General features: G+C 66.4%; 18 protein-coding genes. 8 read left to right on the top strand and 10 right to left on the bottom strand.

Annotated features, from left to right (window positions below; all coding sequences use genetic code 11):
• Positions 1-85: 85 nt before the first annotated feature.
• Positions 86-1,648 (bottom strand): hypothetical protein, encoded by a 1,563-nt coding sequence (locus tag J0A91_RS24740; protein WP_069203506.1) that lies wholly within the window; start codon positions 1,646-1,648, stop codon positions 86-88.
• 156 nt (positions 1,649-1,804) lie between these two features.
• Here J0A91_RS24740 and J0A91_RS01965 point away from each other — a divergent pair, with 156 nt between their 5' ends.
• Positions 1,805-2,353 (top strand): biliverdin-producing heme oxygenase, encoded by a 549-nt coding sequence (locus tag J0A91_RS01965; protein ID WP_069203505.1) that lies wholly within the window; start codon positions 1,805-1,807, stop codon positions 2,351-2,353.
• Positions 2,354-4,930 (top strand): HWE histidine kinase domain-containing protein, encoded by a 2,577-nt coding sequence (locus tag J0A91_RS01960; RefSeq protein WP_069203504.1) that lies wholly within the window; start codon positions 2,354-2,356, stop codon positions 4,928-4,930.
• A 46-nt stretch (positions 4,931-4,976) separates the two neighbouring features.
• Here the strand turns inward: J0A91_RS01960 and J0A91_RS01955 are convergent, their stop codons facing one another.
• The 6 genes from J0A91_RS01955 to J0A91_RS01930 all read right to left on the bottom strand — a co-directional run bounded on the left by J0A91_RS01955 (position 4,977) and on the right by J0A91_RS01930 (position 11,007).
• Entirely contained in the window at positions 4,977-5,804 is an 828-nt protein-coding gene (locus J0A91_RS01955; RefSeq protein WP_069203503.1) for a TorF family putative porin, read from the bottom strand.
• Positions 5,805-6,024: 220 nt separating this feature from the next.
• Positions 6,025-7,536: a SulP family inorganic anion transporter gene (locus J0A91_RS01950; RefSeq protein ID WP_069203502.1), complete on the bottom strand. Its 1,512-nt coding sequence runs from the start codon at positions 7,534-7,536 to the stop codon at positions 6,025-6,027.
• Positions 7,533-8,228 carry a carbonic anhydrase gene (locus J0A91_RS01945; protein WP_069203501.1) on the bottom strand — a complete coding sequence of 232 codons (696 nt, stop codon included), beginning with the start codon at positions 8,226-8,228 and terminating at the stop codon, positions 7,533-7,535. The genes J0A91_RS01950 and J0A91_RS01945 overlap by 4 nt, the downstream gene beginning before the upstream one ends.
• Before the next feature lie 291 nt (positions 8,229-8,519).
• Entirely contained in the window at positions 8,520-8,945 is a 426-nt protein-coding gene (locus J0A91_RS01940; RefSeq protein ID WP_150126799.1) for a type II toxin-antitoxin system PemK/MazF family toxin, read from the bottom strand.
• 32 nt (positions 8,946-8,977) lie between these two features.
• Entirely contained in the window at positions 8,978-10,297 is a 1,320-nt protein-coding gene (locus J0A91_RS01935; RefSeq protein ID WP_069206942.1) for an ATP-binding protein, read from the bottom strand.
• Positions 10,294-11,007: a response regulator transcription factor gene (locus J0A91_RS01930; RefSeq protein ID WP_069203499.1), complete on the bottom strand. Its 714-nt coding sequence runs from the start codon at positions 11,005-11,007 to the stop codon at positions 10,294-10,296. Before J0A91_RS01930 ends, J0A91_RS01935 begins: the two co-directional genes overlap by 4 nt.
• A gap of 230 nt (positions 11,008-11,237) precedes the next feature.
• On the opposite strand from J0A91_RS01930, the gene J0A91_RS01925 reads away from it, so the two are divergent.
• Positions 11,238-11,507, top strand: coding sequence for a hypothetical protein (locus J0A91_RS01925; protein WP_150126798.1), 270 nt, complete (start codon positions 11,238-11,240; stop codon positions 11,505-11,507).
• A 68-nt stretch (positions 11,508-11,575) separates the two neighbouring features.
• On the opposite strand, the gene J0A91_RS01920 is transcribed toward J0A91_RS01925, so the two are convergent.
• Positions 11,576-12,052 carry a DUF2721 domain-containing protein gene (locus J0A91_RS01920; protein ID WP_069203497.1) on the bottom strand — a complete coding sequence of 159 codons (477 nt, stop codon included), beginning with the start codon at positions 12,050-12,052 and terminating at the stop codon, positions 11,576-11,578.
• 250 nt (positions 12,053-12,302) lie between these two features.
• On the opposite strand from J0A91_RS01920, the gene J0A91_RS01915 reads away from it, so the two are divergent.
• The 3 genes from J0A91_RS01915 (at position 12,303) to J0A91_RS01905 (ending at position 17,224) form a co-directional block, all read left to right on the top strand.
• Positions 12,303-13,646, top strand: a complete 1,344-nt coding sequence (locus tag J0A91_RS01915) for a methyl-accepting chemotaxis protein (protein WP_069203496.1) — start codon at positions 12,303-12,305, stop codon at positions 13,644-13,646.
• 288 nt (positions 13,647-13,934) lie between these two features.
• On the top strand, positions 13,935-16,607 hold the full coding sequence (locus J0A91_RS01910) for a PAS domain S-box protein (protein ID WP_069203495.1): 2,673 nt from the start codon (positions 13,935-13,937) through the stop codon (positions 16,605-16,607).
• Complete coding sequence (locus J0A91_RS01905; RefSeq protein WP_069203494.1) at positions 16,604-17,224, top strand: response regulator transcription factor; 621 nt, start codon at positions 16,604-16,606, stop codon at positions 17,222-17,224. Before J0A91_RS01910 ends, J0A91_RS01905 begins: the two co-directional genes overlap by 4 nt.
• Here the strand turns inward: J0A91_RS01905 and J0A91_RS01900 are convergent.
• Positions 17,208-17,591 carry a hypothetical protein gene (locus J0A91_RS01900; protein ID WP_069203493.1) on the bottom strand — a complete coding sequence of 128 codons (384 nt, stop codon included), beginning with the start codon at positions 17,589-17,591 and terminating at the stop codon, positions 17,208-17,210. The genes J0A91_RS01905 and J0A91_RS01900 overlap by 17 nt on opposite strands.
• Positions 17,592-17,890: 299 nt before the next feature.
• On the opposite strand from J0A91_RS01900, the gene J0A91_RS01895 reads away from it, so the two are divergent.
• Together J0A91_RS01895 and J0A91_RS01890 are read left to right on the top strand one after the other, a co-directional pair.
• Positions 17,891-19,774, top strand: a complete 1,884-nt coding sequence (locus J0A91_RS01895) for a methyl-accepting chemotaxis protein (protein WP_069203492.1) — start codon at positions 17,891-17,893, stop codon at positions 19,772-19,774.
• A 58-nt stretch (positions 19,775-19,832) separates the two neighbouring features.
• Positions 19,833-21,398: a methyl-accepting chemotaxis protein gene (locus J0A91_RS01890; protein WP_069203491.1), complete on the top strand. Its 1,566-nt coding sequence runs from the start codon at positions 19,833-19,835 to the stop codon at positions 21,396-21,398.
• 150 nt (positions 21,399-21,548) lie between these two features.
• Here the strand turns inward: J0A91_RS01890 and J0A91_RS01885 are convergent, their stop codons facing one another.
• Complete coding sequence (locus tag J0A91_RS01885) at positions 21,549-21,908, bottom strand: flagellar biosynthesis regulator FlaF (RefSeq protein WP_069203490.1); 360 nt, start codon at positions 21,906-21,908, stop codon at positions 21,549-21,551.
• Positions 21,909-21,962: the final 54 nt, after the last annotated feature.

Here is a 21,962-nt window from a genome sequence, read left to right as displayed (position 1 = left end):
GATCGCTTTTCCCTTCTTCGCGCGCTCCGGGACCGTCCGGCGGCGCCGCGCCGACATGGGCGCGTGCCGCCGGGCCGGCAAGTGCCTATCGCTGGTCGTGGCGCGGGTTTTCGGGGCGTGCGGGGTGAGGCGGCTGCGGCGGGTGTGGCGGGTGCGCCTGCGCACGCTGCGCCAGCGCCTGCTGCCGCGCGGCCTGCGCCTGTTGCTGGGCGGCGGCGTGGGCTTGCGCACGTTGCGCCTGTTGCGCAGCGCGCGCCTGGGCGGCGCGCTGCTCGCCTTGCGCGCGTTGCTGCTCGGCGGCCTGCTGGCGGGCGGCTTGCGCCTGCTGGCGCTGCCGCTGGAGATCGTCGCGACGCTGCTCGACTGCCTGCCGGCGATCGGCCTGTGCCTGTTGCCGCTGCTGCGCCATCGCCTGGTGGCGGGCGGCCTGGGCTTGCTGGCGCGTGATGTCGCGCTGGTGTTCGGTCTGTTGGCGCTCCGCTTGCGCCCGTTGGCTGGCGGCCTCGCGCTGCTGGCGGATCGCCTGCTGGCGGGCTGCGACGGCTTGCTGACGTTGCACCTGGGCCTGCTGCTCCGCCTGCCGGCGCTGGTCGAGACGTGCGCGCTGCTGATCGTCGCGCTGGCGGGCGGCCTGCTGTTCGGCGAAGCGCTGTTGCTGGGCGTGTTGCTCGGCGGCGTGTTGCCGCTGCTGCTGGACGACGATGGCCTGTTGCTGCTGCACGCGCTGTTGCTGCTGGAACTGCGCGTCGCGCGCGAATGCGGCATTGCGTTGCTGGTCGATGCGCGCCTGTTGGCGGAAGGCGGCCTGCTGCGCGTAAAGCTGTGGTGGCGCATCGCGACCGCCCTGCTGTTGCCAGCGATCGAAGCGTTGCGCGGCTTGCGCGCGCCGATCGCGTTCGGCGGCGAGCTCGGCGGCGGCTTCGGCATCGTGGCCGGCGCGATAGGCGCGCCACTGCGCATCGTCCTCGCGCGCGCGGTCCCAAGCGGCGCGCTGGCGGGCGATCTGCTCGCGGCGTTCGGCCCATTGCGCGGCGACGACACCGCGCCGTTCGCGCTGGCCCGCCGCCACATACAAGGCGCGCGCGCGGGCATAATAGCGCGCGGCATCGTCCGCGCGCTGCTGCGCCTGGGCGGCGGCAAGCGCGCGGCCATTCTGATAGACCGTCACGACCCGTCCGTCGGAATAGCCGTAACTGTAATAGGGATCGCGCACGAGATACGGTGCGTCGTCGCCGGGCTGGTAGTAATAATAGCGGTAGCCGTCATCGACCGGCTCGGCATAGGTGCGATAGCCGCCCGCCAGTTCCCAGCCATAGGGCTGGACGCCGCCGTCATAATCGAACGCATAGTCGGGCGGTGCGTCGCCGATCGTGTCGCTGATCCGGTCGGCGCGGTCGATCCAGGCATAGGTGTCCGCCCGCGGCGCCGGCGTGTACGCGATCCGCCGTGTCAACGGCAGCGCGGCGGCGGCGGGGGCGGTGCGGACCGGCGCGGCTGGGCCGCCGACGAGCGGCTGGACCTGCGGCAGCGGGGGCAGCGCCGCGTCGTTGCCGATCGCGACGGCGGTGTTGCCGGTCGCGGCCTGCTCGTTCTGGGCGGCCTGCTGGCCGCACGCGGCGAGCGCCAGCGCGCTGACGGTGATGAACATGGCTCGCGCTCGAAACATCGCTCGTGCTCCTTCGAAGGTCGAAACGGCCTCGCAACGTCGCACAACGCGTCTGAACGCGATCTGGCTTCATCGTTCATGCCGCGTTTGGGTAGAGCGCGCTTTGCTAGGCGCGTATTTTGGACATAGGATCGGGTGATGACTCCTGCACTTTCCGCCCGCGGCGCGTTGCGCACCGCGACAGCGGCGCATCACGACCGGGTCGACGCCGTCTTTTCGCGCGCCGACCTGGCCAACCGCGATCACTATGCCCGCTTCCTGCAAGCGCAGGCGGGGGCGTATTTGCCGGTCGAAGCGGCGCTTGAGCGCGCCGGTGCGGCGCGGCTGGTGCCCGATTGGGAGGCACGCCGCCGCTCGCACCGGCTCCGCGCCGATCTGGCGGCGCTCGGCATCGCCGTGCCCGATGACGGCGCAGACATCGCGTTCGACGACGATGCGGCGGTGCTCGGCGGGGTATATGTGCTGGAAGGGTCTCGGCTGGGCGGGGCGATGCTAGCGCGCGGCGTACCGGCGGCGTTTCCGAAGAGCTTCCTTACTCCAGATCAATCCGCCAGTTGGCGGCATCTGCTAGACCTCCTGGAACATAAGGTAATTGGGCCCGCCGAACGATCGTCGGCGATCGAATCGGCGTCTCGAGTGTTCTTGCTCTTCGAAAGCAACGGGCTACGCTATCTGAGGGCGGACTGAGTGGACGAAAACGAACGGGTCGATCTGACCAATTGCGATCGCGAGCCGATCCATATCCTTGGTGCGATCCAGCCGATCGGCTTCCTGCTCGCGCTCACTGCCGACTGGATCGTCGCGCGGACATCGGCGAACACCGCCGACTTCATCGGTTTCGCGCCCGCCGATCTGATCGGCCGCCCGGTGGCCGAGATCTTCGAGGCGCGCGTCGTCCACGATCTGCGCAATCGCGCCGCGATGCTGCGCGGCGTCGACGCGGTCGAGCGGATGTTCGATTGCGAGATCGTGCGCGGCGGGCGCGGCTTCGACGTGGCGATTCACCTATCGGGCGGGCAGATCGTGATCGAGGCCGAGCCGGCGTCGAGCGAACATGGCGATGCCACCGGCATGGTCCGCTCGATGATCGCGCGGCTCGACCAATGCGCGGATTTCCCCGCGTTCTTCCGCGAAGGCGCGCGCCAGATCCGCGCGTTGACCGGGTTTGACCGGGTGATGGTGTACCGCTTCTCGGCCGACGGCGCGGGCGAAGTGGTGGCGGAGGCGGTGCGCGCCGGCATCGGCCGCTTCCTCGGGCTGCGCTATCCGGCGAGCGACATCCCGGCGCAGGCGCGCGAACTCTACAAGCGCAATCTGCTGCGCATCATCGCCGATGTGAACGCGACGCCGGTGCCGATCGTACCGACCCGCGACGCGGCGGGTGCGCCGCTCGACCTGTCGCTGTCGGTGCTGCGATCGGTGTCGCCGATCCACATCGAATATCTCAAGAACATGGGCGTCGAGGCGTCGATGTCGGTGTCGATCATCGTCGACGGCGCATTGTGGGGGCTGTTCGCCTGCCACCATTATGCGCCGCTATGCCCCTCGTTCGAGCGGCGATCGGTGAGCGAATTGTTCGCGCAGATGTTCGCGATGCGGCTGGAGAGCCGGGAGCGGCAGGCGACGGTCGAATACGAACGGCGCGCGCGCGATATCTCCGATCAGTTGCTCGGCGCGGTCGCGTCGGACGAGACGTTGCTCAAAGACCCCGACTGGCTCGGCGATATCCTGACGCATGCGATTCCCGCAGACGGTGTCGGCGTGTGGATCGCGGGCAACCATGCGTTTTCGGGGACGACGCCGCCGCTCGACGATTTCCGCCGGATCATCCGTGCGCTCAACGGCACCGCGGCGGGCAAGGTCTATGCGACCGACCATATCGCCGGGCTGGTGCCGGGCGCGGAAAGCTTCGCGTTCGATGCGGCGGGGCTGCTGGCGATCCCGATCTCGCGTTCGCCGCGCGATTACGTCGTGCTGTTCCGCTCGGAACTGGTGCGCTCGGTGCGGTGGGCGGGCGACCCGCACAAGCCGGTCGAATACGGCCCCAACGGCCCGCGGCTCACCCCCCGGCGGAGCTTCGAGGAGTGGAAGGAGCATGTCGAGGGGCGTTCGCAGCCCTTCACCGCTTCGGAAATCCGCGTCGCGGAGACGCTGCGGGCGACGCTGATCGAGGTGGTGTTGCGGCTCGCCGACGAAGCCTCGGCCGAGCGGCAGCAGGCGGGCGCTCGGCAGGAATTGCTGATCGCCGAACTCAACCACCGCGTTCGCAATATCCTCGGCGTGATCCGGGGGTTGATCCGGCAGTCGCAGCCGTCCGACGATGCGGTCAAGGATTACGTCAAGATGGTCGACGGGCGAATCCACGCGCTCGCGCGCGCGCACAACCAGATCACCGACGACCATTGGGGGCCGGCGCCGATCCAGGCGCTGATCGATGCCGAAGCCGCCGCCTTCGTCGACGAGTATGAGCGCGTGATTTCGGAAGGGGCGCCGGTGCTGCTCAATCCGCAAGCCTATTCGACGATGGCTTTGGTGATCCACGAACTCGTCACCAACTCGACCAAATACGGCAGCCTGTCGGTGCCCGAAGGACGGGTGCGGATCGACTGGCGTCGCAACGACGACAACGATCTCGTGCTGACCTGGCGGGAAAGCGGCGGGCCGCCGGTGCAGGCGCCGACGCGCAAGGGCTTCGGCACGACGATCATCGACCGGTCGGTGCCCTATGACCTCGGCGGGGCGGCGAAGGTCGTGTACGAATCCGATGGGGTGGAGGCGTTTTTCCGCATCCCGGCGCGGCATGTCTCGCAGGCGAAGAGCGTCGCGGGGCTGGCGATCCGCTATCCGCGCCCGTCGCCCGGCCACCCGCAGCCGCTGCCGCACAAGGTGTTGGCCGGGCTCGACGTGTTGCTGGTCGAGGACAGCCTCATCATCGCGCTCGACGCCGAGGATATCGCGACTCGGCTGGGGGCCGAGACCGTGACGACGGTGGCGACGGTCGAGGGCGCGCTCGACGCGATCGAGCAGCATATGCCGGGCGTGGCGATGCTCGACATCAACCTCGGCGACCGCAACAGCTTCGCGATCGCCGACCGGCTGATGACGCTCGGCGTGCCGTTCGTGTTCGCGACCGGCTATGGCGAGCAGGCGCAACTGCCGGCGGACCATCGCGGGCGGACCGTCGTGCAGAAGCCGTATACGCTGGAGAATGTCGCGCGCGCGCTCGACGCGCTGATCGGCAGCCATCGGGGCGTGGGCGACTAAGCGCCCTCCCTCTCCCGATGGGAGAGGGAGGGTTGTAGCGTACCGATCAGAACGCCGCGCTGACCGAGAACAGCACCTTGCCCGAGGCGATCGACTTGCCGTCCTTGGTGCTGGAGAAGTTCGGCTGGAGGTACAGCGAATCGCGCCACTTGATGTCGGTGCCGACGAAGGCGATGCCGAGCGTGACCGGCGACAGCACATAGTCCGCGCCGACGAGGTAATCGACATAGCTGCCGGTCGGCGTGACGCTGGTGCCGTTGGGGCCGAGGCCGGGGTTGCCGCTCGAATAGCCGACATGGCCCTTCACGGTGAGCGCGGTGCCGGGCACGCCGGCGGCGGCATCGCCCCAGACGTAGAGATTGTCTTCCTTGTCGCCGATCCGGCTTTCGGGGGTGTTGCTCCAATTGCCGAGCGCCTGCTGTTCGGGCGCATAGGCGACGCCGGCGAGCAGCGAGACCGGCCCGAGCGTGTGGCTGAGCTTGACGTAAGGTTCGGCGAAGTCGGTCTTGTCGCTGCCGCCCGGATACATGTACCAGGTGAGGCCGACATCGACGGTGGTGCCGCCGAAGCTGTGCTTGTAGCCGCCGACCACGTCGAGTTCCATGTTGGCGCCGCCGAACTGGCCCCAGCCGGCGAGGTTCGATCCCCACAGCGCCGCGTAAAAGCCGCTCTCATGCGTGGCGGTGAGGCCGCCCTGGATGGCCATCTGCTTGTCGGTCTGCGAGACGCCGCGGAAGCGATAGTCGCTGACCAAGGCGACACTGCCCGAGACGGTGATCGGCTTGGGCGGCGCTTCTTCCTGCGCGAGGGCAGGGGTGGCCGCGCCCAAAGCTACCGTGAGTAGCGAGCCGACGAGCGCGATTGCGTATTTCATTGGAAGACCTTCCCCTTTGTCGGTGAACGTCCCCGCCTGCGCCCGCGCGGTGCGCGCCTCTCGGTTCGTTGACCGGGGCGGCATCCACTGCGGGAGGCTTAAATGTGGCAGGCCAGCTTGGCTCAAGCGTTGCCGGTTCGTGACAAAACGTGTCTGGGGGAGGCGGCCCGCATGGACCACCTCCCCCAGAGTGCTTCCGAAGTTGTGTTCGGAGTGTCGCCTACGCGGCGAGCCGGTGCAGGTGCGCCGAGGAGCCGAGCAGTTCGACCTCGTAGCCACGCTTGCGCTGGCGGCCGAGCCACTCGCGCAGCAGTTCGGCGCAGCTATGATCGATCGCCGGCACGCCGTGGAGTTCGAGCGTCAGCGGCTTGCCTTCGGGCAGTGCGTCGAGCGTCTTGTTGAGCTTCGGCACGCTGAGGAAGGTCGCCGCGCCGTCGAGCCGGACGTGGCTGCGTTCGGCGCTGTGGTTGGTATCGACCTTCAGGTTCAAGCGACGGACATGCGGCGCGAGTTCGATCAGCGAGAGCGCCAGGCCAGCGAGCACGCCGGTCAGCAGATCGGTCGTCACCACCAGCACGAAGGTCGCCGCCCAGATCAGCGCGGGCAGCACGCCGTAGTGCGCGAACAGATGCGTCACATGCTTGAGGCTGATGAGCCGTGCGCCCGTCACCACCAGCACGCCGCCGAGCGCGGCCATCGGGATCTCGCGCAGCAGCCACGGCAGCAGCGCGACGAAACCGAGAATCCAGACGCCGTGCAACACGGTCGACAGCCGCGTGGTCGCGCCGGCCTGAACGTTGGCCGAGCTGCGCACGATCACGCCGGTCATCGGCAGAGCGCCGGCGGCGCCGCACAGCAGGTTGCCGATGCCCTGAGCACGAAGCTCCTTGTTATAGTCGGTGCGGACGCCGTCGTGCATGCGATCGACCGCCGCCGCCGACAGCAACGTCTCGGCGCTGGCGATGAAGGCGATGGCGACCGCGCTGAGCAGGAGCGCCGGGTTGGTCAGCGGGGCGAGGAAGCCGGCGTCGGGCACCGCGACCGCCGCCGCGATCGATTCGGGGACGCTCACGCGCACCACGTTGAGGCTGGCGAGCCATGCGACGAGCGTCGCGCCGACCACGCCGATCAGCGCGCCGGGAACGAGCTTCATCGAGGTCGGGCGGAGTTTCTCCCAGCCGATCATCAGCGCGATGGTGAGCAGGCCGATGCCGAGCGCGATCTCGGTGCCGGCGATGTTGCTCGGATCGAGACCCATCACGCGGCCGGGGACGGCAGCGAGGTTGGCGAGGCCGCTCGACAGCGGCTTGGCGTCGAACAGGGTGTGGAACTGCCCGACCACGATCAGCGCGCCGATGCCGGCGAGCATGCCATGGACCACCGCCGGCGAAATCGCGCGGAACCAGCCGCCGAGCCTGAAGATGCCGGCGGTGAGCTGGAACAGCCCGGCCAGCACGAGGATCGGGCCGAGCGCGGACAGGCCGTGATCGCGCACCAGTTCGAACACGATGACGGCGAGGCCCGCCGCCGGGCCGCTCACCTGGAGCGGCGATCCGGCGAACAGACCGACGACGAGGCCGCCGATGATGCCCGTGACGAGGCCCTTTTCAGGCGGCACGCCCGACGCGATCGCGATGCCCATGCAGAGCGGCATCGCGACGAGAAAGACGACGACCGATGCGGCGATGTCGCGGGTCATCCAGCCCTTGGGCTTATCGGCGGCGGTGGTCATTCCGCTGCCTCAGGCAGAGCGAAGTCGGCGGCGAGCCGCTGGGTGGCGGCATGCGCGATCGGCAGTGGCGAACCTTCGCGCATCGGCACGAAGCGACCGCTCGCGCCGTCGAGGCCGAGCACGAGGCCGGCATGGATATCGACCAGCCAGCCGTGCAGCGAAATCTGGCCACGCGCGACGCCGGCGGCGACCGAGGGATGCGTGCGCAGATGCGCGATCTGCGCGACGACGTTCTCCAGCGCGATCGCATGGACACGCTCGCTTGGCGACAGTTCGGGATAGCCGCCCGACACGACGCTTTCCGCCGCCGCCGAATGCTTCAGCCACGAGGCGACGTTGGGCATCGCATCAAGCCCCTTGGGGTTGGCGACCGCCTTCATCGCGCCGCAGTCCGAATGGCCGCACACGATGATGTCGCGCACGCCGAGCGCCATGACGGCATATTCGACCGTCGCCGACACGCCGCCGAGCATCTCGCCGTAAGGCGGCACGATGTTGCCGGCGTTGCGGCAGACGAACAGGTCGCCCGGATTCGCCTGAAGCACCTGTTCGGGCACGATGCGCGAATCGGCACAGGAGATCATCAGCGCCTTGGGGCTCTGCCCGTCGCGGATCAACTGCGAGAAGAGGGCGCTCTGGTTGGGGAAGACGGTCTTTTCAAAACTGAAAACGCGCCCGATCAATTCGTTCATTGCCGCACTCCTTTTGGAACGCGCACACACGGAGGTGCGCTAGATTTCCAATATACGGAGGCTATCTTGCTGCGACGCAGCGGCGACGTGACAAAGTGTTTCCGGGTGGAAATGGGGGAGTCGTGGTCGCCAAAAAGCAAAAACCCCGGCCGCGCGGGGCGACCGGGGTTTTGTCGAATCTCCAGCTTGCATCGCCGAAGGTTCCGCCGGATCGCTCCGGACTCAAGCCTGATATCCGTCGTTGCCGGACAGCGCAGGAACACAGTGAATATAGCGCACGAGCGGCGATTTTCAATAAGCGATGCCAAGTGCGGATCGTATCGCGTCAAGCACCGCAGTAACATCATCGTGCGAGATCGCGACCTGCACATATTGCCGTGACCCGGTCACCGGATGTCGCGTGTGTGGCAAGTTAAGGCGTGCATAGCCAACCGTCGAGAGCATGTCACACTTGGCCCATCGTGGACCGTCGCCCCACGGCGGGGGAAGCAACAGTTCCAGTTTGTGATGCCACTTCTCTTCAGGGTTCGGCGCTGTGGTCGAGAGTGGAACGATTGTAACAAGATCGCTTCGCCGCTTCAGCTTCGGCGAGATCGTGACAGCAAGCCGGCGCTTGACCATCTCCGGTTCGCGAAAGCCGGTTGAATAGTCGCAAACGACGATAGTGCCGGGCTTGGGATGAAAAGGCAGAGACATTGCCAAAACGTAACGGTTCACCGATTTACGGTAAATCCTCGGACCAAACGCGTTTATTCGGGCCGTTTCAACATGATCGTCGCCGTCAGTCCGCCCTCCGCACGGTTCGCGAGCGTGAGCGTGCCGCCTTCGGCTTCGACCGCGCTCGCGACGATGGCGAGGCCGAGGCCCATGCCCTTGGTGTTGCGCGCGCGCGCTTCGTCGAGGCGGACGAAGGGGGTGAGGACGTCGCGGATCCGCTCCGGCGGGATGCCGGGGCCGTCGTCCTCGACGATGACGCACACGCGCGCGCCGTCGGCTTCGAGCCGCACGCGCGCGCGATCGCCATAATGGAGCGCGTTCTCGATGAGGTTGGCGATCGCGCGGCGCATCGCCGACGCACGGACGCGCAGTTCGAGATGGTCGGGGCCTTCGTAGGTCGCGTCGAGACCGCGGTCGGCGGCATTGTCCACCAGCGTCGCGACCAGCACGGCGAGATCGGCGAGCGCCGGCTTTTCAGGATCGCTCTGCCCGCCGAAGAAGGCGAGCAGCGAGCCGAGCATCTCGCTCATCTCGGCGACATCCTCGGCGAGTTCGGCGCGCAGGGCGGCATCGTCGATGCCTTCGAGCCGCAAGTGCAGCCGTGCGAGCGGGGTGCGCAGATCGTGGCCGACCGCGGCCAGCGCCTGCGTGCGGCTCTCGATCAGTTCGTGGATGCGATCCTGCATTTCGTTGAAGGCGTGGATCAGGCTGCGGATCTCGGCCGAGCCTTCTTCCGCGATCGGCGCGCGCAGGCCGAGGCCGACGTGGTGCGACGCGCGGATTAGCCCGCGCAGCGGCCTGAGCGTCGAGCGGATCAGCAGACCGGCCAGCATGGCGAGCAGGATCGCGGGGAGCAGCGCGCGCAGGATACGGTCGTAGGAGGGATTGAACGCGCTGGTGATGCCGCGCATCTGGAAGGTCATCCAGCTCCCGTCCGCGAGTTGCAGATCGCCGAGTACGGTCGATCCGTCCTGGTGAAGCGCGGGCAGCCGCAGCCGCAGGTTCGAGCGGGCGAGATCCGGCTCCCACGCGAGGATCTGGCCCTGCATGCTGCCGAGCTGCGGGCGGAACGCGCTGGTGTTGGGATCGACCGGACTCCAGCCGATCCGGTAGCGATCGGTTTCCAGTTCGCGCGCGATCCGCACGCGCTGATCGGCCGGCCATTCGTTGAGCAATTTGCGCGAGACGACGAGATGTTCGGCGAGGCGGTTGGCCTCGTCCTCGCGCAGCGACAGTTCGGATGCGCGTTCGTACAGCAAGGTGCTCGCGCCGAATTCGACGACGATCGTCAGCAGCAGGATGACGAGCAGCCGGCCGAGCAGCCCGAGCGAGATGCGCCGCGCGAGGTTCAGGACCGGGTCACCGCAGAGCGCAACATGTAGCCGATGCCGCGTACCGTTACGATCGGTGCGTCCTGCCCGGTCGCCGAGAGCTTGCGGCGCAAGCGGCTGACCAGCACGTCGATGCTGCGATCCGAGCTTTCGCCGAGCCGCGTGCGCGACAATTCGATCAGCCGCTCGCGCGCGATCACGCGTTGCGGCTGGGCGATGAAGGTGGCGAGCAGATCGAACTCCGCGCCGGTCAGCTCGACCGTGGCGCCGCTTTCGGCGCGAAGTTCGCGGCGCGGGAAGTTGACCGTCCAGCCGTCGAAATGCGCTTCGTCCTGACGCTCGACCCCGCCCAGGCTCTCGCTGCCCGAGCGGCGGCGCAGCACCGCGCGCACCCGCGCGATCAGCTCGCGCGTGCCGAACGGCTTGGCGAGATAATCGTCGGCGCCGAGTTCGAGGCCCATCACGCGGTCCTCTTCGCTGCCGCGCGCGCTGACGAAGATGATCGGCACGTCGCTCTTGCGGCGGATCTGGCGGCACAGGTCGATGCCGTTGGTGCCTGGCAACATGATGTCGAGCACAATCAGATCGGCGGGGACGTTGTCGAACGCGATCCACAGTTCGGGCGCGGAGCCGGCGGTGTGGACGGCATAGCCGTTCTCACGCAGCGCGCGCGCGGTGAGGGTGCGCAGCGGCGGGTCGTCTTCGACGAGGATGATGACGGGTTCGCTCACGCGGCGGCGGGTCGTTGAAACGCAAACATGGCGCAAGGTCTAGGCGCAGCGGCGCCTACGATCAACGGCTACGCTGCCGCCGATGCGCAGGGTACGACGCCGGGCAATACTTTGACACGATAGCGAAACCAATCGGAACGGCAGCCGTCACGTTTCAACACGAAGCAGACAGGTGCGGGCAAAGTCGCCGGGCTACCTTGGTATCATGATCTGATATGAGAGGAACGCCCGTGATTTCGATGAAGTTCGCCCTGCTCCCGCTTGCGTTGCTTGCCGCCCCCGTCGCGGCGCAGTCGCTGTCCGACACGCACCAGATGCGCTGGGCGCCCGCCGGCAAGACCACGCCGCTGGTGAGCTATCACCCCAACAAGCGCGGCTGCACGCAAGCCGCCCCGCTGCACCTGTCGGGCAAGACCCCGCACATGAGCGCGACGCCGACGGCATGCGGCGCGACACTCGCCAGCGCTGAGCGCAAGACCGAGATCGCCGCGACGAACTGATCGCGCCGAGCTTCGAAGGTTCGTGAACGCGTCGGCCGCATCAGCGCGCTGGCGCGTTTTGCCGTGCGTCAGGCGTCCGTGCCCTTTTCCAGCAATTCGGGGCGGATGTGAATCGCGATCAGCGACATATGCACTTCGACGAGGAACGAGATCAGCCCGGCGATGAGCAGGATCATCGCGAGGATGAACGACAGCGCGACCGCCGTGCCGATGTGCAGCTTGAGCAGCACCGCGACGAACAGGATCGCGACGACCGCGCAGGTCATCACCGCGCTCGACACGGTGAGCACCAGCGCGCGGTTGATGACGTTGATGCGCCTGTCGAGGATGCGCAATTCCCACACGTGACGATCGTGTTCCGGCCCGGCGGAGCGCGGGTGAAGCGCTTCGAGATCGCGCGCGCGATCGACCACGCGCGACAGCCGCCCGGCGAGCACGTTGAGCAGTGACCCGATGCCCGCCAGCATGAAGATCGGCGAGAGCGAAAGCTGGATCGCCTGCGCGATCGTCTGGATCGCAGGCAGCGTTTGGGGCAGGGAATTCATGGTGCCGCTTTGTGCAAGCCGCGTGCGTTATGTGCAAGCGCGGTTGCACGAAATGGTTTGCCGCGCGCGTTGCCTGTGCCGCTGGACAAGCAGGCGTGCATCCGCCGGTGCGTTCGTATCCAGCCGACCGCCGCCGAACCGACGCCGTCTCGGTTGTGGAAAATATTTCCGTTTCGGACCCGTCTCACCCGCGTCTCTCTTAAAATGGGAGGGTGAGGGAGCGCGATGCAGGGCTCCGGAAGGAAAGATCATGACGAAATGGTATCGTGAAATCGCGCCGATCCGACAGAAGCTGTTCGTGACGTTTTGCGTGATGACCGCGCTGGTAGGACTGGCCGCGCTGACCGCGAGTCTGGCGACATGGTTTGGCGGCATGGCGATGGGGCTGTTGGCCGGCGCGGCGATCGCAATGTTTACCGCCTTTGTCGGCGCATGGTGCCGTGCCGCCATTGCCGATCCCTACGTCATCACTGTCGTGCGCATGGAGGGGCTCGCCGCCGGCGACCTGTCGAGCCCGATCCTGTTTACGGACAACGAAGACTGCGTCGGCCGCCTGACGAAGGCGATGTTCACCTTCCGCGACGCCGCCGTGGCGCAAAACGCCAATGCGACCGAGCAGAAAATGGTGGTGGACACCGTATCGACGCATCTGGCGGAATTGTCGGCGGGCGACCTGATGGCCGCGATCCGTGCCGATTTCCCAACCGAATATATCGCGCTCAAGACCAACTTCAACGATGCGCTCGACAGCTTGCGCGCGCTCATCACCTCGGTCAGCGACAGCGCGGCGATGATCGAAACGGGGTCCGGCGAAATCGCCGACGCCTCGGAGGATCTCGCGCGCCGCACCGAAGGCAACGCCGCCAGCCTGGAACAGACCGCGGCCGCGGTCACGCAGATGGACAGCCGCCTGAAAGCGACCGCCGCTGCGGCGACCAGCACGGTCGAACGCGCCGACCTGGCGATCGAGACGGTGGGCAGCGGACGCGCGATCGCCGCCGAGGCGGTTCAGTCGATGGGGCGCGTGTCCGAAAGCGCCAAGGGCATCGACAGCGTGATCGAGGGACTCGACAAGATCGCGTTCCAGACTCGCGTGCTGGCGATGAACGCCGCGGTCGAGGCGGGACGCGCCGGCGACGCGGGTCGCGGGTTCGCTGTGGTGGCCGATCTTGTCTCGGCGCTGGCGATGCGCGCCGAGGAAGAGGCGAAGCGCGCGCGCGACCAATTGACCGCGACTCAGAACGAGATCGTGGTCGCGGTCAATGCCGTTCAGAAGGTGGACGGAGCGCTGGAGGGCATCTCCGGCGATGTCGGACACGTCCACGAACTGCTGGCGACGATCGCGAGCGACAATCAGGCGCAGTCGGTCGCCATCACGCAGATTTCGGCGGCGATCCATACGATGGATTCATCGACGCAGCAGAATGCCGCGATGGTCGAACAGACGTCGGCCGCAGCGCGCAATTTGACCGGCGAGGTCGGTTCGCTCACCGAGGCGGCGAGCCGGTTCAACATCCACGATACCGGGGATCGCGGCAAGGCGCGCCGCGCAACTGGAGCGGCACATGCCGCAACACCGGGTCGCGCGGCCTGACCGACATCGGCGCGTGATCGCGCTACCATATCGCGAACGGGGCGGGGTCTCGCCCCATTCGGACCAGAAAATCCGTCCACCAAAGATCGCGGGTGCGCAAGTCCGGGGCGGATCGGCGCGCGCGGCGGAAATTCGCCTAACAGTCTGGCTTTCGCTGAAAAAATCCTTGCGGATGGCGCCTATTGGCGTAGCAAAGAGATGGTTCCGCCGGGGGGCAAGTATTTTGCAGCGCAGCGAAAACATCTGTTTTGAGTACATTTTGGTAGAATGCGCCAGAGTATTGACTCTGTGATCGATACCGTCATTCGGCACGGCCTGCTGAACCTGCGGCTATTGCTGATCGCCTCGATCGGCTTCGGGATTGTGGCGCTGCTCGGCGTGCTGCTTTCGGATTACGCTTTGAGCGGGTTCGGCGCCGAGCGTCCGGTTCGCCCGTTGGCGGCGCTCGGGTACATCGCGCTCGCCGCCGCGCTGCTTGTTCCGCCGCGTTTCAACGCGTCGATCGCGGCGATGTTTCTGGCCATTCCGATCCTTATACTCGGTTCATCGATCCTGGGGATCGCGATCACTCCGCCGCTCGCAAGCGGTGGGCGGACAGCCTATCTCGCCTCGCCATATCTCGGGACGCTGGTCTGTCAGGGCATGCTGACCGTAGCCGTGGCGTTCGCCCGTCATCAGGGTCACGTGTTCAGCCGGGTGGCCGCGGGGCTCGCGAGCGTGACGTTCGGCATCTCGGTCATGTCGGGTGTCATCGTCCTGTTCGAGATCGGGCCGCTGGCGAATAATGTCGGCGATTTCCTGCCGTCGCTGCCCGCGACGGCGCAGGCGATCACCCTGTCGGCGGCGGTGCTGGCGTGGGGGGGGTGGCCGAAATGGCCCGACCTTCCCGGGCGCGGGCAGCAGCAGACCAAGATCCTGCAGCGCGCGTTTCCCATCATCCTGCTGTTACCCGCGATCAATGCGCTGGTGGAACTGGAGGCGGACGAGAGAGGGGTGTCGTCTGACATCGTGATCGAGATCATCTCGGCTGGCGTCAACATCGCGGTTCTTGCGGCGCTGATCTTCTGGGCGATGACCCGACTGGCCGCCGAACATGCGGCATTGTGGGAAACGACGAATGCGATGGAATCGGCGCCGATCGCGCTCACGTCCGTCACGGGGGAAATCCTGCATTGGTCGCGCGGGTGTGAAGAACTCTTCGGCTGGACCGCCGGGCAGGTGGTGGGCCGGGACAAGAACACCGTGTTGCGGTCGCGCGGTGTGGGTTCGACCGATCTCACGCCCAACATCGGCGCGGCGATCGAACAGCAGCGCGAGGTGATCGAGCACCGGCGCGATGGCACACCGGTTCACATCCTCGAACGCGCGCGCATCGTCCAGGCCGAAGGGCGCGAGCCGGTGCTCGTGTACAAGATGACCGACATCTCGGCGCGCGTGCAGATGGAAGCCGCGCTCAAGGAAAGCGACGCCAATCTGTTGCTCGCGCTCAACGCACATCAGATCGGAATCTCCGATTGGGATGTCGTTTCGGGCACGGTGGTGGTCGATCCCGGGATGGAGCAAAGGCTGGGGCTTCAGCCGGGAGAATTGTCGAGTCTGTCGGGATGGGCGGCGCGGATTGTGCCCGCGGATTACAGCGGCGTCCGGGCGACGATCGAGGCCGCCGCCGCCAACCATGCCGAACGCTACAATTTCACATACCAGATGAACGTGCCGAACGGCGGACTGCGCTCGCTCGAAGGCTCGGGCCGGCTGGTGTACGATGCGGAAGGAAAGCTCGCCAGGGTCATCGGCATTCATATCGACGTGACCAACCGCAACGAGCGCGAGGCGGCGCTGCTGGCCGAGCAGGAGCAGCTTCGGCTGGTGTTGAAGACCGTGCCGACGGCAATGGTGATTTTCGACGAACGCGGCATCATCAGGGCGTTCAGCGCCTCCGCGGAACGCATGTTCGGCTATACCGCCAAGGATGCGGTGGGCCGCAACGTGGAGATGCTTGCGCCAAACCCCAGTACCGACCCTACCACCTCTTTCATCAGCCGGTATCTGGCGGGCGGGGTGAGCCTCGTCACCAATGGCACGCCGGTTACCTATGCCCGGCACAGCGACGGCAGTGCCGTGCCGATCGCACTCTGGATGGGGGACATGCACGTCGGCGACAAACGGCTCTTCACCGGCTTTGCCGAAGACCTCACCGAGCGGCTGACGTCGGAGGCGCGCCTTGCGAAGATGCGCGATGAATTGCTCCACGCCTCGCGGCTCAGCACGATGGGAGAAATGGCGGCCGGTATCGCCCACGAGCTCAACCAGCCGCTTGCCGCGGCGACCTATTTTCTCGGTGCGGCCGATCTGATCCTCAAGGACGAGGCCAATCGCGAGCAGGGGCGATCGTTGCTGCGGCTCGGCGGCGAACAGGCGCTGCGCGCGGGCGAGATTATCCGGCGCATGCGCGACTTCGCGACGATGGGCAGCATGGAGATGCAGGCGGTTCAGATCGGCACGATCATCGAAGACGCTGTCTCGCTCGCCTTTGTCGGTGACGCACGCTACGAGATCAAGCTCGTCTACGATCTCGACCCGGCGGTCGACACGATTCTGGCCGATCGGGTCCAGATCGGGCAGGTGTTCGTCAACCTGTTGCGCAACGCCATCGAGGAACTGCGCAAATGCCCCCCGGATACCCGCCGGATCACGATCAGCACGCGTGACCAGGACGCGGAGATGATCGAGGTGACCGTGGCGGACAGCGGCCCGGGCCTCGACCGCAAGATGCTCGACGAACTCTATATGCCCTTCGTCTCGACCAAGCGCGACAAGGGCATGGGCCTCGGCCTTTCGATTTGCCGCCGCGTCATCAAGGCGCATGGCGGCACGTTCGAAGCCGTGAACGGCGATGATGGCGGCGCGCTCTTCCGCTTTACCCTCTCGAAAATTCCCGTGATGTCGGAGACCACCGCATGACCACGCGCAGCGTTTATGTCGTTGATGACGACCTGCCCGTTCGCACCGCGCTGCAAAGCCTGTTGTCGACACAGCCCAATCTGATGGTGTTCGGCTATCGGTCCGGCGACGATTTCCTCGCCGAGATCGCAACGCTCGAGCCGGGCTGTATCCTGCTCGACTATGATATGCCTGGCCGGAACGGGCTCAGCGTCCTGCGCGAGATCGGCAGCCTTGCTCCCAAATTCGGTGCGATCATCCTGACGGGCCAGGGCGCCACGTCGATCGCGGTGCAAGCCTGGAAGCTGGGCGCGCTGGATTTCCTCGAAAAGCCGTGCGACCCGGCTGTGCTGCTCGATGTGGTCAACAAGGCCTTCTCGCAGATCGAGCGGGATCAATTGGCGATCTCGTTCGCGGAACATGCGCGCAGCGCGATCGCGAGTCTGTCGGCGCGCGAACGGGATGTCCTCACCGGCCTTATCGACGGGCGGGCGAACAAGGTGATCGCCTATGATCTCAATCTGAGCCCCAGGACGGTCGAGATCTATCGCGCCAACCTGATGGCCAAACTGAACGTGCGCAGCCTGTCCGAAGCGTTGCGCATCGCATTTGCCGCGGGGCTTATTCCGATGAACTGAGGCGCTTGCCACGCTCGGCCTGCCAGAGCTGGACCAGCGCCGGAATCGCCGTACCCGCATCGCGGGGAGCGACCATCACCGTATCATCCGTCTCCGCCAGACCCAGCACCGCGTTGGAGATGATGATGATCCGCCCCGCCCAGCATTGGTTGCGCAGCGTCTCGACCCATTCCGCCAGCGGCGCTTCGATCATCGACTCCTCGATGATCAACAGCGCCGTCGCGCGGATCGCTTCGCCCAGCGTGGGATCGAGGTGATCGACCGTCGAGATCGGCATTTCCCCCGCCATGCCAAGCCGCGCCGCGAGCAAGCTGCGCAGGCCCGGGTCCCTGATTGCGAGGATAAGGTGTGAGTTGGTCCCACTCATCGAAGAAAATCCTTGAGAGCGGCCATAACTCCATATGGCATCCTTATATCGAGCGACGCCGAAAAGGTGGCCTACGGAGTTTTACCTATGGACAGCGCCTGCGGCGCCGAAGCGGTGGCTGGCGCGAGCCGGTTGCGCCGCCCGGCCATGAAGCGTCGAACACCTTCAGATGCCGCCGACGACCAAGGCCGCCGCGCACGAAAAATCGGGGCATTCCGAACGCATAGGTGAACCACGCTCTACAATGACGATATGCACGCGCCCTGAATCCGGGCGTGCGTCGTACATCTGGAGCCACCATGCGCATTTTCGAAAGCACCAAGATCGCCACGAAGATAGTCAGCCTGTTAGCGATGCTGGGGGCGCTCACGATCGCCGTCGCCTGGGTCGGCTCGGACAGGTTACGCAAGAGCGATGCCACCTATTCCGCCCTGGTGAATAATCTCACGGGTCTGGTCAAGCTGACTCAGGTCAATCGCCGCATCGCGGTGATGGACGGTTCGGCCTATCAGACGATGGCCTATGATGGCCAAAGCCGCCAGGCCAAGGCGGCTGCGCTGGCGGAACAGGAAGCCTATGACAGTGCGCTGGTGCGTTTGTCTTTCACTGAAAAGCTCGTTCCGGAGTGGGCCCCGCAGATCGCGAGGTTCCGCAATGCGTTGAAAGCGTTGCACGCCCTGACCCAGGAGGCCGCGAAATACGGCCTTGCAAATCGCAATGACGAGGCGCGGAGGGTTCTCGTAATGGCGGATGCGGTTGCGGCGGATTTTTCGAAAGATCTGACGGCCTTCAACGAAGGCAAAATCGCCAGCTCTGGAGCCACGAGCGATACACTGAGCGCAGATTCGGTAACCACCTCGTGGACCTTGCTGGTCGCAAGCATCGCCGGTGCTGTCTTCGGCATGGCGATCAGTTTTCTGGTCGCGCGGGTTGGCATCATCGCCCCGCTCAACACGCTGCGCGCAACGATGGCGCGACTGGCCTCGGGTGAGAATCGCGTCGAGGTGCCCGGTGTCAGCCGTGGCGACGAGGTTGGCGCGATGGCGCAGACGGTATTGGTGTTTCGTGACGCGGCGATCGCGCAGGAGGCCGCCGCCGCCGCCAAGCTCGAAAGCGATTCACAGCAGCAGGAGGTGGTCGAAATCGTATCGGCCAGCCTCGCGAGCCTGTCCGACGGCGACCTGACCGCCGAGATCGAGCGCGCATTCCCTCGTCAGTTCGAAGAGCTCAAGAGCAACTTCAACACGGCGCTGACCAAATTGCGCGCGTTGATCAGCGGCGTCACCACCAGCGCCGACGGCATCCGCACCGGTTCGCAAGAAATCGCGCAGGCATCCGAAGACCTTGCGCGTCGCACCGAGAGCAATGCCGCGAGCCTTGAGGAAACCAGCGCCGCGCTGGTGCAGATCGATACGCGCCTGAAGGCGACCGCTTTGTCCTCCGGGCAGACGGTGGTCCGCGCCGACCAGGCGATCGCGACGGTCGGCGGCGGTCGTGCCACCGCCGAGGAAGCGGTCGCGGCGATGGGGCGCGTCTCGGACAGCGCCAAGGGCATCGACAGCGTGATCGAAGGTCTCGACAAGATCGCCTTCCAGACGCGGGTGCTGGCGATGAACGCCGCGGTCGAAGCCGGTCGTGCCGGCGATGCGGGGCGTGGCTTCGCGGTTGTCGCCGATCTCGTCTCGGCACTGGCGATGCGCGCCGAGGAAGAGGCCAAGCGCGCGCGCGACCAGTTGACGGTGACGCAGACCGACATCGTCACCGCCGTGGACGCGGTGCAACGGGTGGATGGCGCGCTCGTCAATATTTCGAGCGACGTCGGCGAAGTCCACGCGCTGCTCGGCACGATGGCCGACGACGCCAGCGCGCAATCCTCGGCGATCACGCAGATCAGCGCGGCGATCGGCGCGATGGACCAGTCGACCCAGCAGAATGCCGCGATGGTCGAAGAGACATCGGCGGCGGCGCGTAACCTTACCGCCGAGGTGACCTCGCTTGCTGAGCAGACCGCGATGTTCAAGACCGAAGATGCCGGTCCCGTGCGCCGCGCGTCGTCCGCGCCCGCCCTGTCAGCCCATGCAAGGGGCAAGCAGAAGGCCGCAGCCCCCGCCGTGCCGCGCAACACGCCGCCGGTAATGGCGATGGCCAGCAACGGCGCTTCGGATGACTGGAATGCGTTCTGACGCGCCCTGCGCTCCCAAAGCGTAATTGTAACCGCGTACAAGCATAGAGGAATAGAGAATGGCGATCCACGAAGACGTGCGTTCACGTCTGAAGTTCATGGGTATCGGCGCGCGCGACCAGACGACCCTGGCGGAAATCCAGCCGACGATCGCCGCGCTGATCGGGCGCGCGCTCGATCGCTTTTACACCACCGCGCGCGCGACGCCGGAAACCGCCGCTTTCTTCCGCGACGACGAGCATATGAAGCGGGCGAAGGCGTCGCAGGAAGCGCATTGGCTCAGGATCGCGAGCGGCACGTTCGACGGCGATTTCCATTCGAGTGTCCGCCGGATCGGCGCCGTCCACGCCCGGATCGGGCTTGAGCCGCGCTGGTATGTCGGCGCCTATGCGCTGGTCCTCGAAGAATTGATGCGCGGCGTGGCCAAGCGCTACTCGCCGTGGCGGCGGCTGCTCGCGCTGTTTCGCACGCCCAGCGCGAGCGAAGCGAACATCGCGGTCGTCAAGGCCGCGCTGCTCGATCTCGAAATGTCGATCTCCATCTATTTCGAGCAAAACCAGATCGAACGCGACCAGGCGATCGCGCGCCTCGGCACCGCGTTGCACGCGCTTTCGCAAGGCGATCTGGTTTTCGAACTCGACGCGCTGCCTGCCAATTTCGCCGCGCTGGAGCGCGGGTATAGCGAGACGCTGCAGTCGGTACGCCGCATGATCCTTGCCGTGACCCAAAGCGCGAACGGCATCCGCACCGGATCGCAGGAGATCGCGCAAGCCTCGGAAGATCTCGCGCGGCGCACCGAGAGCAATGCCGCGAGCCTTGAGGAGACCAGCGCGGCGTTGGTGCAGATCGATACACGGTTGCAGGCGACGGCTTTGTCCTCCGGGAGGACCGTCGCGCGCGCCGACCAGGCGATCACCACGGTCGGCGGCGGTCGCGCCACCGCCGACGAAGCGGTGCAGGCGATGGGGCGCGTGTCCGACAGCGCCAAGGGCATCGACAGCGTGATCGAGGGACTCGACAAGATCGCGTTCCAAACGCGGGTGCTGGCGATGAACGCCGCGGTCGAAGCGGGACGTGCCGGCGACGCGGGGCGCGGTTTCGCGGTTGTCGCCGATCTCGTCTCGGCGCTGGCGATGCGCGCCGAGGAAGAGGCCAAGCGCGCGCGCGACCAGCTGACGCTGACGCAGACCGACATCGTTACCGCGGTGCATGCGGTGCAACGCGTGGATGGCGCGCTCGCGAATATTTCGAGCGACGTCGGCGAAGTCCACGCGCTGCTCGGCACGATGGCCGACGACGCCAGCGCGCAATCCTCGGCGATCACGCAGATCAGCGCGGCGATCAGCGCGATGGACCAGTCAACCCAGCAGAATGCCGCAATGGTCGAACAGACGTCTGCGGCGGCGCGCAACCTCACCACCGAGGTGCGCTCGCTGGCTGAACAGGCCGCGTTGTTCAACACCGGGGAGAGCGTTCCCGTGCCGACGGTCGAGCTGGCCGCGCCGCCGCGCAGCGCCGTGCCAAAGGCGCGGAAGACGGCGCCGGCTACGTATCAGCCGCCGGTCAAGGCGCTGCCGGCGATGGCTGGCGGTGACGGCGGTCATGATGACTGGAATGCGTTCTGATCGATGAGGCGCGCACCGCCAATCCACGCGACGCGGGTTGGCGGTGAGCGTTGTGATCCGGCCCCCATCACCTGGACCCAAACAAAACCGCCGCGGCACGTGCGAGTGCCGCGGCGGTTTTGTTTTGGCGAGACGCGGGCGGGGACGGCCTCAACCGGGCAGGCCGGTTCCCGAGAGGCCGTCGATGATGTCGCGGTTGACCGCGATGAGATCGTCGATCGATTCCCGCCCGGCGACGACGTCGCTGGTGAACTGATCGACCCACAAGGCGAGCGAGATGATCCCGGCCCGGGCATCCGCCGGGAGCTGGTTGCCGGCGGTGCCGCAGACCGCCGAAAAGGTGCTCCACACCTCGCGGTTGCGATGCAGTGCCGGCATCAGCGCGGCGCGGACGTGGCCGGCGTCGCGCGCGTGAATCATCTCGCCGGTGACTTCGCACATCAGGCGGCGTTCGGTCTGGCGCGGAGTTTCGATGATGTTGCGGGTGCGCTGATAGGCTGCGAGCGACATGCGGTTTCCTTTGGCTGATTTTCCATTTTAGACGGTTTCGCGTGCGAGCAGCGC

Origin of the sequence: Sphingomonas panacis, from assembly GCF_001717955.1 — a bacterium.
In the GTDB taxonomy this organism is placed as follows: domain Bacteria; phylum Pseudomonadota; class Alphaproteobacteria; order Sphingomonadales; family Sphingomonadaceae; genus Sphingomonas; species Sphingomonas panacis.
The sequence above is the reverse complement of the archived record's forward strand: the minus strand, read 5'-3'. Positions and strand labels throughout refer to the sequence as shown.

Bases quoted from the DNA above. Each gene is read 5' to 3' on its own strand.
- J0A91_RS24740 (WP_069203506.1), bottom strand. From the start codon at position 1,648: ATGTTCATCACCGTCAGCGCGCTGGCGCTCGCCGCGTGCGGCCAGCAG.
- J0A91_RS01965 (WP_069203505.1), top strand. From the start codon at position 1,805: ATGACTCCTGCACTTTCCGCCCGCGGCGCGTTGCGCACCGCGACAGCG.
- J0A91_RS01955 (WP_069203503.1), bottom strand. From the start codon at position 5,804: ATGAAATACGCAATCGCGCTCGTCGGCTCGCTACTCACGGTAGCTTTG.
- J0A91_RS01950 (WP_069203502.1), bottom strand. From the start codon at position 7,536: ATGACCACCGCCGCCGATAAGCCCAAGGGCTGGATGACCCGCGACATC.
- J0A91_RS01945 (WP_069203501.1), bottom strand. From the start codon at position 8,228: ATGAACGAATTGATCGGGCGCGTTTTCAGTTTTGAAAAGACCGTCTTC.
- J0A91_RS01920 (WP_069203497.1), bottom strand. From the start codon at position 12,052: ATGAATTCCCTGCCCCAAACGCTGCCTGCGATCCAGACGATCGCGCAG.
- J0A91_RS01915 (WP_069203496.1), top strand. From the start codon at position 12,303: ATGACGAAATGGTATCGTGAAATCGCGCCGATCCGACAGAAGCTGTTC.
- J0A91_RS01905 (WP_069203494.1), top strand. From the start codon at position 16,604: ATGACCACGCGCAGCGTTTATGTCGTTGATGACGACCTGCCCGTTCGC.
- J0A91_RS01900 (WP_069203493.1), bottom strand. From the start codon at position 17,591: ATGAGTGGGACCAACTCACACCTTATCCTCGCAATCAGGGACCCGGGC.
- J0A91_RS01895 (WP_069203492.1), top strand. From the start codon at position 17,891: ATGCGCATTTTCGAAAGCACCAAGATCGCCACGAAGATAGTCAGCCTG.
- J0A91_RS01890 (WP_069203491.1), top strand. From the start codon at position 19,833: ATGGCGATCCACGAAGACGTGCGTTCACGTCTGAAGTTCATGGGTATC.
- J0A91_RS01885 (WP_069203490.1), bottom strand. From the start codon at position 21,908: ATGTCGCTCGCAGCCTATCAGCGCACCCGCAACATCATCGAAACTCCG.